An 8,940-nucleotide genomic window follows, 5' to 3' on the forward strand; every position below is an offset into this window, starting at 1 on the left:
TTATTAGCCGATTGAGCCTTCCATTTCGAAGCTAATCAGCCGGTTTAATTCAACCGCGTATTCCATCGGTAACTGCTTGGTAAATGGTTCAACGAAACCCATGATAATCATTTCCGTTGCCTTTGCTTCAGAAATTCCCCGACTCATCAGGTAGTATAGCTGCTCTTCTGAAATCTTAGAAACCTTGGCTTCGTGTTCCATTGCCACGTGGGCGTTATCAATTTCATTGTACGGAATCGTGTCTGACGATGATTGGTCATCCATGATAATGGTATCACACTCAACGTGGGCCTTAGACCCGTCCGAGTGCTTACCGAAACGTACCGTCCCCCGGTAGTCCGTGGAGCCACCGGTCTTGGCAATCGACTTGGAAACGATTGAGCTCGAGGTGTTCTTAGCATTGTGAATCATCCGGGCACCGGAGTCCTGGTGGATCCCGTTGCTGGCAACCGCAATGGACAGCATTGTCCCCCGGGCACCTTCACCATTCAGGTATACGCTTGGGTACTTCATCGTTACCTTGGAACCCAGGTTACCATCAACCCATTCCATCGTGGCGTTTTCAGCTGCGGCCGCCCGCTTGGTTTCCAGACTGTAGACGTTGTCGGACCAGTTCTGAATGGTCGTGTACCGGCAGTAGGCATCCTTGCAGACGTTTACCTCAACTACGGCCGCGTGCAGACTGTCTGAAGAGTAATTCGGGGCCGTGCACCCTTCAACGTAGTCCACGCTGGCACCCTCGTCAACAATGATCAGGGTCCGTTCAAACTGTCCGGTATTTTCAGCGTTCAACCGGAAGTAAGACTGGATTGGGGTCTTCGTCTTAACACCCTTAGGAACGTAGATGAAGGAACCACCAGACCAAACCGCAGCATTTAGGGCCGCAAATTTGTTATCAGTTGGTTGAACCAGCTTACCAAACCACTTCTTGAAGAGGTCTGGGTACTCACGCAGGGCGGTATCCGTATCCGTGAAGATAATCCCCAGCTTGGAGAACTCGTTCTTCATGTTGTGGTAAACCACTTCTGATTCGTACTGGGCGGATGACCCGGCTAAGTACTTCCGTTCCGCTTCCGGAACCCCCAGGCGGTCAAAGGTCTTCTTCAAGTCTTCTGGAACATCTTTCCAGTCCCGGAACTTCTTGTCCGTCATCTTTTGGTAGTAGAGCATGTTCTTCAGGTCTAGTTCGGACAAGTCTGGGCCAAACTTGGGCATAGGAAGCTTCTTGTAAATCTTGTAGGCCTTTAGGCGGTAATCAAGCATCCACTTTGGCTCGTGCTTCTCCGCAGAAATCTTACGAACAACGTCTTCCGTAAGTCCCCGTCCCGTTGAATATACCGGCTTGACGTCATCGTGGAAGCCGTATTCATAATTTTCGTCGTTATTTACAATGCTGGCTGCATCATCACTCATTACTCTTCCTCCTCGTCATCTTTCTTTAGCAGGGCCCGCTGCAGTGCCCACCATGAAATCGTGGCGCACTTAATCCGGGCTGGGAATTCCATAATACTGGTCAAAATTTGGGCATCGCCAAGTTTTTCCAGGTCATCTTCAGAGTGTTTCTTACCAATGGCCATGTCGGAAAATGTCTTCGCCATGTCGAGGGCCTCTTCAGTGGTCTTTCCCTTAACTGCTTCAGTCATCATACTGGCAGAGGCTTGACTAATCGTGCATCCAGAACCGGTATAACCGATATTTTTAATCCGGTCACCCTCAACCTCAACGGCCACGTTAATCGTGTCGCCGCAGGTTGGGTTATGAATTGTCATCTTACTCGTTGCATTGGGGATATCATGCTTATTCCGCGGGTTATTGGCGTGGTCTAAAATGACGTCCCGATACAAGCCATTTAACTTAGATAGTCCCACCGTTAAAGAACTCCTTTGTTGCTTTGATTGCGTTAATTAATTGATTAGCATCCTTCTTCGAATTGTAGAAGTAGAAGCTTGCCCGGGTGGTGGCACTTACGCCCAGCGCTTCCATCAGTGGCTGTGCGCAGTGGTGACCAGCACGAACGGCCACTCCTTCAGCATCGAGGGCCGTTGCTACGTCATGCGGGTGCAGGTTGTCCATGTTAAAGGCAATTACCCCCGTATGCTGGGCCGGATCTTGGGGCCCATAAACCGTAATGTAAGGTAGTGCTTCTAGCTTAGGAAGAACGTAGTCAACAATTTCTTGTTCCTTCTTCTCCACGTTTTTCATGCCTATTTCTTCCAGGTAGTCAACTGCGGTCCCCAGGGCAATTGCTCCGGCAATGTTTTGGGTCCCAGCCTCAAACTTAAACGGGATGTCCGCAAAGGTGGTCTCGTCCCGGTGAACGGCATTAATCATTTCGCCACCGTACTGGTATGGCGGCATCGCCCGTAACAAGTCCGCCTTGCCATAGAGGACCCCAATACCCGTTGGACTCATCATCTTGTGGCCGGAGAAGGCGTAGAAGTCAACGTCTAAGTCCTGAACATCCACGGGCATGTGGGGAACGGATTGGGCACCGTCACCAACAATCACAGCCCCGTGCTCATGGGCAATCTTGGCTAATTCCTTCAGTGGGTTAACAGTCCCGAGGACGTTGCTGGCGTGAGCGATTGAAACGATCTTGGTCTTATCGGTAATCTTACGCTTAGCGTCCTCCATGTCTAGGGTGCCATCCGGTGTTAATTCAATGTACTTCAGCGTGGCGTGCTTCTTGATTGCCAGTTGCTGCCACGGAATCAGGTTACTGTGGTGTTCCATGATAGTGATGACAATTTCGTCACCTTCGTGGATGTTTTGTTCACCATAGGTTGAGGCAACAAGGTTGAGTCCGTCGGTGCAACCCTTAGTGAAGATAATCTCGTTGTGGTCCTTGGCGTTGATGAAGTGCTGGACCTTCGTCCGGGCCGCTTCATACTGCTCGGTTGCTCGTTCCGCCAGGGTATGGACCCCCCGGTGAACATTAGCGTTATCGTGCTCGTAGAAGTGGACCAAGGAATCAATCACTTGCTGTGGCTTTTGGGCGGTCGCGGCATTGTCGAGGTAAGCAAGCCGCTCACCGTTTACCTTTTGGTCCAGAATAGGAAAGTCTTGGTATGAATCATTGATATTGTTGGCCATCAGTAAGCTTCCTTTCTAGAATATCAACCAACTTCTTACGGACATCGGCGGCTGGGATGGCACTCAAAACGGCACCAAGGAAGCCCCGGATAACCATCCGTTCCGCTTGCTTACGTGGAATCCCCCGACTCATCAGGTAGTACATCTGGTGGGGGTCAACCGGGCCAACACTGGCGGCGTGCCCAGCTTCAACATCATTTTCATCAATTAAGAGGATTGGGTTGGCGTCTCCCCGGGCCTTATCTGACATAATCAAAACCCGGTTTTGCTGGTCAGCCTTGGAACCGTGGGCCCCGTGGATAATTTGACCGATCCCATTAAAGATCAGTTCAGAGTTTTCGAGGATAACCCCCCGTTGGTTAATCAGACCAGTCGTGTGCTTCCCATGGTTAGTAACCCGGTTGTTAACCCCAACTTCTTGGTTACGGGTCGTCACGGCAATCATCTTGGAGTTGGCATAGCCCCCTTCGCCTAGCAGCTCGGAGTCCATGTCACCAACCGTGTCTCCGTCATTCATCAGACCAACGGCCCATTCAACGTGGGCGTCACGGCCAATGTCGGCCCGGCGCTTGAAGTAGGTATGGGTGCTGGCCCCTAATTCATCAAGAGAAGAGAAGTCGATCTCGCTGTTGTCCTTGGCAATCAGCTCGATCATCATGTTGGCTGGGTTCTCGTTCTTACCAACAGTCGTCAGGTGTTGGATAAACTTGACCTTGCTTCCCTGGTCAGCAACCACCAAGATGTGGGAAATCAGTGGCTGGTCCTGGGTGTTGTCCTGAACGATTTCTGCTTCAATCGGCTTCTCGATTTCGACGTTCTTTGGTACGTACAGGAAGAGGCCAGCATTCAGGTATGCCATGTGGTAGGCAGTCAACAGGTTTTCGTCTGCCTTGATGGCCGTCATGAAGTTCTGTTTAAAGATTTCTGGATAGTCCTTTGCCGCCGTGAAGATGTTGGTCAATACGACCCCTTCATCCTGGAGCTTTTCCGGAACATGAATTTTAACCGTCGTTTGGCCAACCTGGGTAACCCGGATGACTTCATCGTCCGGGGCGAGTTCTTCCAGGTTAGTATCGGAGTTAACCCAGGTCAAAGGCTGGTCGGTAATTAACGGCCAGTCGTGGAACTTAAACCGTTGCATCCGTGGCAACCGTAGCTTTGCCATCAGGTCCCGTGCGGCAAGCCGCTGGTCCAGCAAGAACTGGGGCTCGTCATGCTGCTGGCTGGCGCTGGTCAGCTGTTCCTTTGCTTCTGCTAGTTCAGTCATAGTGCACCTCCTAGTCCTCATCGTCGACTAGTTTGATGTCGAGGCCTAATTCATCCCGCAGGCCAGCATAACCTTCGTCTTCCAGTTTCTTAGCCAGTTCTGGGCCCCCGGTCTTAACAATTTGTCCGTCCATCATAACGTGGACCGTGTCCGGAACGATGTAGTTCAGCAACCGTTGGTAGTGGGTAATGATCAGTGAACCAAAATTGTCGCCCCGCATGGAGTTAACACCCTTGGAGACAACCTTTAAGGCATCGATATCCAAACCAGAGTCAATTTCATCAAGGATGGCAAAGGTTGGTTCAATCATCAGGAGTTGCAGAATTTCATTCCGCTTCTTTTCACCACCGGAGAAGCCTTCGTTCAGGTACCGCTCCGTCATCTTTTGACTCATGTCCAGCAGTTCCAGATTCTTGTCCAGCTTCTTGATGAAGTCCATTACGGAAATTTGGTCGTCTTCTGGACGACGGGCATTAATTGCGGCCCGGAGGAATTCAGCATTCGTTACCCCTTGAATTTCTGCTGGGTACTGCATTGCCAAGAACAAGCCCTTCCGCGCCCGCTCATCAACTGGCATGTCAACGATGCTTTCGCCGTTTAAGAGGATGTCACCTTGCGTTACCTTGTAACCTGGTTGTCCCATGATTGTTTGTGAAAGAGTGGACTTCCCGGTCCCGTTTGGTCCCATGATGGCGTGGATTTCACCCGTCTTCATCTTCAGGTTAACCCCTTTGAGGATTTCCTTTTCCTTCTTACTTTCTTCATCCTTAACAGAAACATGTAAATCGCGCACTTCAAGTGTGGCCATTTCAAAGCATCCCCTTAAACTAAATATTCCAAATTATTCCGTTAGAAATAATGGTTAAAAAATATACACATTTATTATAACCGAATAGTATCAAGATTGAAACTTTACAAGCAAATATTTTTTAAGCGGTTTCAACGCGGTATAATATAACTATAAAATGTAGCTTTTTATATACTTTTAGAATATTTTATTTGGGTGATAATTATGAATGGTCATAAATACATACTTCATTCTTTTAGCTGTCTAAACCAACCAACTGCTAACCGGCTCCATAATATGGGCCTTTGTGAAGGGTGCCCCATTAAGGTAATCCAGCGTTACCCATTTCATGGTCCCGTAATTATTGAAAATAATAACCAGCGGATTGGAATTCGTTACCACGACTTTTACGCTTTAACGGAGGCTGAAGCATAATGCCAAGTGTCGCCTTAATAGGTAACCCTAATACAGGTAAAACAACTCTTTTTAATTCACTCACCAATAAGTACGCCTACGTTGGTAACTGGACGGGGGTCACGGTTGAAAAGAAGGTCGGGACCCTCAAGGATTCGGCCGTTCAAATCGTCGACCTACCGGGAGCGTATTCGCTGAACCCCTTGACTAAGGATGAGGCCGTTGTAACGACCTACCTCCTCCACAACCGACCGGACCTTATATTGAACATCACCAATGCTAGTCAGTTGAAGCGTAATCTCCTGTTGACAATCCAGGTCCTTGAACGGGGAATCCCCGCTATTTTAATTTTAAATATGATTGATGACCTCCGCAGGAGCGGTCAGAGCTACAATCTGGACCTTCTCAGCGAACGACTGGGATGTAAGGTCATGGTCACCAATGCCCGGGGGCACCGGGGAATCAAGGAGCTGCACGAGCAGATTGCCAACTACCAAAAGGTAACGGCGCACCCCTTGCAGCTGTCCTACCCGCCAATGCTCCAGCAGGCCATTCGCCAGGCTAGTGAGGCTCTTACCGCAGACTTCGAATTTGAGCCCACCCTCGCCCGCTGGTTAGCAATCCAGTTCATTGACCAAAATAAGGCCATCCGTAAAATTGCTAAGCAGCGTAAACTAACCCCGCTTTTGAGTCAGGAGAAATATTACGATGCCCAGCACTTTGCGGATAAAATCTACGATACCCGGCTGGCATTTATCGAAAAACTGCTGAAGGACGCGACCGAAACGGGGCAAAGCCAACAGCCCCAGCTGACAAGCAAGATTGATAAGGTGGTCACCAACCCTATCTTGGGGCTCCCCATCTTTGCGGGAATCTTCTTCCTAATGTTCAAACTTTCCTTCGACTGGGTAGGAACCCCACTATCGGATTTGCTTGACTGGTTCCTGTCCGTTCCCGTCTCAAATACCGTTAACCACCTGCTGGTTCAAGCAGGTGCCATCCCCGCCCTCCGTTCACTGATTGTCAACGGAATTATCGCGGGGGTCGGTGGGGTGTTAGCATTTATCCCCCAGATTTTCACCCTCTTTGCCTGTATCTCCCTGCTTGAGGATTCAGGCTACATGGCGCGGGCGGCCCTGGTAACGGACCGGCTGATGCAGATGATTGGCCTCAATGGTAAGTCATTCATCCCGTTGATTATCGGTTTTGGCTGTAACGTCACGGGGATCATGGCCGCTCGGACGATTGAACAACCTAAGGAACGGCTCGTCACGACCCTAATCATGCCCTTCATGAGTTGTTCGGCCCGCCTACCGATCTACAGCCTCGTGGTGGCCGCTTTCTTCCCACGCCACCAGGCATTGATTGTCCTCTCAATCTACTTCCTTGGTGTGGTCGTCGCCCTCCTCGTGGCCAAGCTCTACCAGGTGCTTTTCCACGTCAAAGACCGGTCCGTCTTTATTGTGGAGCTCCCCGAATACCACTTACCCCGCTTAGATGTTATCTGGCACGGGACCTGGGATAAGGGGAAGGGCTTCATCAAGAAGGCTGGGACCATTATCTTTGCTGGGACCGTCCTGATTTGGCTAATGTCTAGTTTTGGCCCCCACGGTTTCGTTACCGATTCGACAGCCAGTTATGCCGCCGGTCTGGGTCACGCCCTTGTGCCGATGTTTAAGCCGATTGGGATTGCCCAGTGGCAAGCTATCAGTGCCCTCTTCACGGGGGTCTTGGCAAAGGAAGTCATTACTTCCAGTATGATGGTCATGTTCCACACCAGTAGCAAGGCCGTTTTGATCACCGCCCTCGGCCAGTTCATGAGTCCGGTCGCGGCATACGCAATGTTGGCCTTTGTCCTGCTCTATATTCCATGCTTTGCCACCCTGGCCACGATCAAGGAGGAAACCGGATCTTATAAGTGGGTCTTCTTCTCGGTTGTTTCCAGTTTTATCATCGCCTACATCACGTCTTTTATTCTTTTCCAAGTTGGTTCGCTAATCTTTTAGGAGGACAATTATGAAACTACTAGTTAACCTGTTAATCATTGCCGCAATCATCGCCCTGGCCGTCTGGGTTATCATCCGCACCTTCAAAAAGGTCAAGACGGGTGGCAAGTGCGCCGCCTGCGATTATGATTGTGAGCTCAAGCAGCTGAAGAACCGCCAAACACGGCAGCATCTAACCCTCTAAAAATAAAAGTGACCAACGAGAAATTCGTTAGTCGCTTTTATTTTTAGTCCGGATCCTTTAGTGACTTACCGCTCTTGACCTTCGCAAACTCCTTAAAGGCCTCTTCAATTTGTCCATACTCTTCAGAAGTCAGGGCCACATCCATTGCCTTAGCATTGCTAATTACCTGGTCAGCTCGCTTGGCTCCTGGAATCACGGCCGTAATCAGCGGATTTTGTAGGTACCACGCCAGGATTGTTTGGGCCACCGTTGCCTGGTGGTTAGCAGCAATCGGCCGCACCTTATCAACCGCTGCCAGGATGGCACTGTAGCGTGGTTCCTTAAAGTCCGCAATCTGGCTGCGGATGTCATCCTTCGGGAACGTCACGTCCTGGTCATACTTACCAGTTAGCAGGCCGGAAGCCAGGGGGAAGTATGGCACAAAGCTAATCTGGTTGTCATGCAGGTAATCCAGCATTCCGTCCGTCAGGTGGTCCTGGTGAAGGAGGCTAAATTCATCTTCAACAACGTCAACGTAGCCGTCCGCGTTAGCTTCTTTGATCTGGTCGAGACTAAAGTTAGATAAGCCAATCGCGCGAATCTTGCCCGCTTCGCGCAGGCGCTGGAGGGCCCCCACTGCCTCAGCCTTTGGCGTATCGTGATCCGGGAAGTGGATGTAGTAAATGTCGATGTAGTCCGTTCCCAACCGTTCTAGGCTCTTGTTAACCTGGTCCGTCAGAAATTTAGGATCGTTGTTGATGACTTCTTCACCGGTGGAGAAGTCGTGAGCTCCCTTCGTGGCGACCACAATCTGGTCGCGGGAATGCTCCTTAACAACTTCGCCGACCAGTTCTTCAGAATGGCCTAGCCCGTATACGTAGGCAGTGTCGAGAAGGTTAATCCCATTTGCCAGTGCCGCCTCAACTAACTTGCGGCCGTCATCATCACTAAGATCTGGGAAGAGGTTGTAACCCCCAACAGCGTTTGTCCCTAATCCCAGTGGGTTTGCTTCAACTGTTGAATGACCAAATTTAACCATCGTCATGCTCCTTTCGTTGTCAGCGCTTCCGTTTTTATCATTATATCTAATTTTATCCCTGATTGGCGATAAGTAAGTGTGGTTTTTAAAAAATAAGAGGCTGGGAAAAAACTCTCAGTCCAAAATGAAAGCCGGACGATGAATCAAATCTTGGTTCATCGTCCGGCTTCT

General features: G+C 50.0%; 9 protein-coding genes. 3 read left to right on the forward strand and 6 right to left on the reverse strand.

The features are described from left to right. Positions 1–3 precede the first annotated feature (3 nt). Genes sufB through sufC form a run of 5 tightly spaced genes read right to left on the reverse strand, consistent with a single transcriptional unit; the run spans position 4 to position 5,168 of the window. Entirely contained in the window at positions 4–1,413 is a 1,410-nt protein-coding gene (gene sufB, locus QOS01_RS07215) for a Fe-S cluster assembly protein SufB (RefSeq protein WP_283621741.1), read from the reverse strand. Continuing rightward, positions 1,413–1,868 carry a Fe-S cluster assembly sulfur transfer protein SufU gene (gene sufU / locus QOS01_RS07220; RefSeq protein WP_283621742.1) on the reverse strand — a complete coding sequence of 152 codons (456 nt, stop codon included), beginning with the start codon at positions 1,866–1,868 and terminating at the stop codon, positions 1,413–1,415. The genes sufB and sufU overlap by 1 nt, the downstream gene beginning before the upstream one ends. After that, positions 1,855–3,093 carry a cysteine desulfurase gene (locus QOS01_RS07225; RefSeq protein WP_283621743.1) on the reverse strand — a complete coding sequence of 413 codons (1,239 nt, stop codon included), beginning with the start codon at positions 3,091–3,093 and terminating at the stop codon, positions 1,855–1,857. The genes sufU and QOS01_RS07225 overlap by 14 nt, the downstream gene beginning before the upstream one ends. Beyond that, the gene (sufD, locus tag QOS01_RS07230) at positions 3,074–4,360 is read right to left on the reverse strand and encodes a Fe-S cluster assembly protein SufD (RefSeq protein WP_283621744.1); all 1,287 of its coding nucleotides are present in this window, start codon (positions 4,358–4,360) and stop codon (positions 3,074–3,076) included. Before sufD ends, QOS01_RS07225 begins: the two co-directional genes overlap by 20 nt. A 10-nt stretch (positions 4,361–4,370) precedes the next feature. Then, positions 4,371–5,168 (reverse strand): Fe-S cluster assembly ATPase SufC, encoded by a 798-nt coding sequence (gene sufC, locus QOS01_RS07235; RefSeq protein WP_283621745.1) that lies wholly within the window; start codon positions 5,166–5,168, stop codon positions 4,371–4,373. Positions 5,169–5,372: 204 nt separating this feature from the next. On the opposite strand from sufC, the gene QOS01_RS07240 reads away from it, so the two are divergent. From QOS01_RS07240 to QOS01_RS07250, 3 genes are read left to right on the forward strand one after another with little or no spacing between them, the layout of a single operon-like run. Then, positions 5,373–5,582, forward strand: coding sequence for a FeoA family protein (locus QOS01_RS07240; RefSeq protein WP_047767893.1), 210 nt, complete (start codon positions 5,373–5,375; stop codon positions 5,580–5,582). After that, a complete protein-coding gene (feoB, locus tag QOS01_RS07245) occupies positions 5,582–7,567 on the forward strand; it encodes a ferrous iron transport protein B (RefSeq protein WP_283621746.1) in 1,986 nt (661 codons plus the stop codon). Before QOS01_RS07240 ends, feoB begins: the two co-directional genes overlap by 1 nt. Before the next feature lie 10 nt (positions 7,568–7,577). After that, positions 7,578–7,751: a FeoB-associated Cys-rich membrane protein gene (locus QOS01_RS07250; protein WP_283621747.1), complete on the forward strand. Its 174-nt coding sequence runs from the start codon at positions 7,578–7,580 to the stop codon at positions 7,749–7,751. Positions 7,752–7,794: 43 nt separating this feature from the next. Here the strand turns inward: QOS01_RS07250 and QOS01_RS07255 are convergent, their stop codons facing one another. Continuing rightward, complete coding sequence (locus QOS01_RS07255) at positions 7,795–8,775, reverse strand: aldo/keto reductase (RefSeq protein ID WP_408612479.1); 981 nt, start codon at positions 8,773–8,775, stop codon at positions 7,795–7,797. Between the last annotated feature and the right edge of the window lie 165 nt (positions 8,776–8,940).

The sequence above is a fragment of the Limosilactobacillus avium genome, from assembly GCF_947381485.1.
GTDB lineage: Bacteria > Bacillota > Bacilli > Lactobacillales > Lactobacillaceae > Limosilactobacillus > Limosilactobacillus avium.

Coding starts and splice junctions, on each gene's coding strand:
- sufB (WP_283621741.1), bottom strand. CDS start 1,413: ATGAGTGATGATGCAGCCAGCATTGTAAATAACGACGAAAATTATGAA.
- QOS01_RS07225 (WP_283621743.1), bottom strand. CDS start 3,093: ATGGCCAACAATATCAATGATTCATACCAAGACTTTCCTATTCTGGAC.
- sufD (WP_283621744.1), bottom strand. CDS start 4,360: ATGACTGAACTAGCAGAAGCAAAGGAACAGCTGACCAGCGCCAGCCAG.
- sufC (WP_283621745.1), bottom strand. CDS start 5,168: ATGGCCACACTTGAAGTGCGCGATTTACATGTTTCTGTTAAGGATGAA.
- QOS01_RS07240 (WP_047767893.1), top strand. CDS start 5,373: ATGAATGGTCATAAATACATACTTCATTCTTTTAGCTGTCTAAACCAA.
- feoB (WP_283621746.1), top strand. CDS start 5,582: ATGCCAAGTGTCGCCTTAATAGGTAACCCTAATACAGGTAAAACAACT.
- QOS01_RS07250 (WP_283621747.1), top strand. CDS start 7,578: ATGAAACTACTAGTTAACCTGTTAATCATTGCCGCAATCATCGCCCTG.
- QOS01_RS07255 (WP_408612479.1), bottom strand. CDS start 8,775: ATGACGATGGTTAAATTTGGTCATTCAACAGTTGAAGCAAACCCACTG.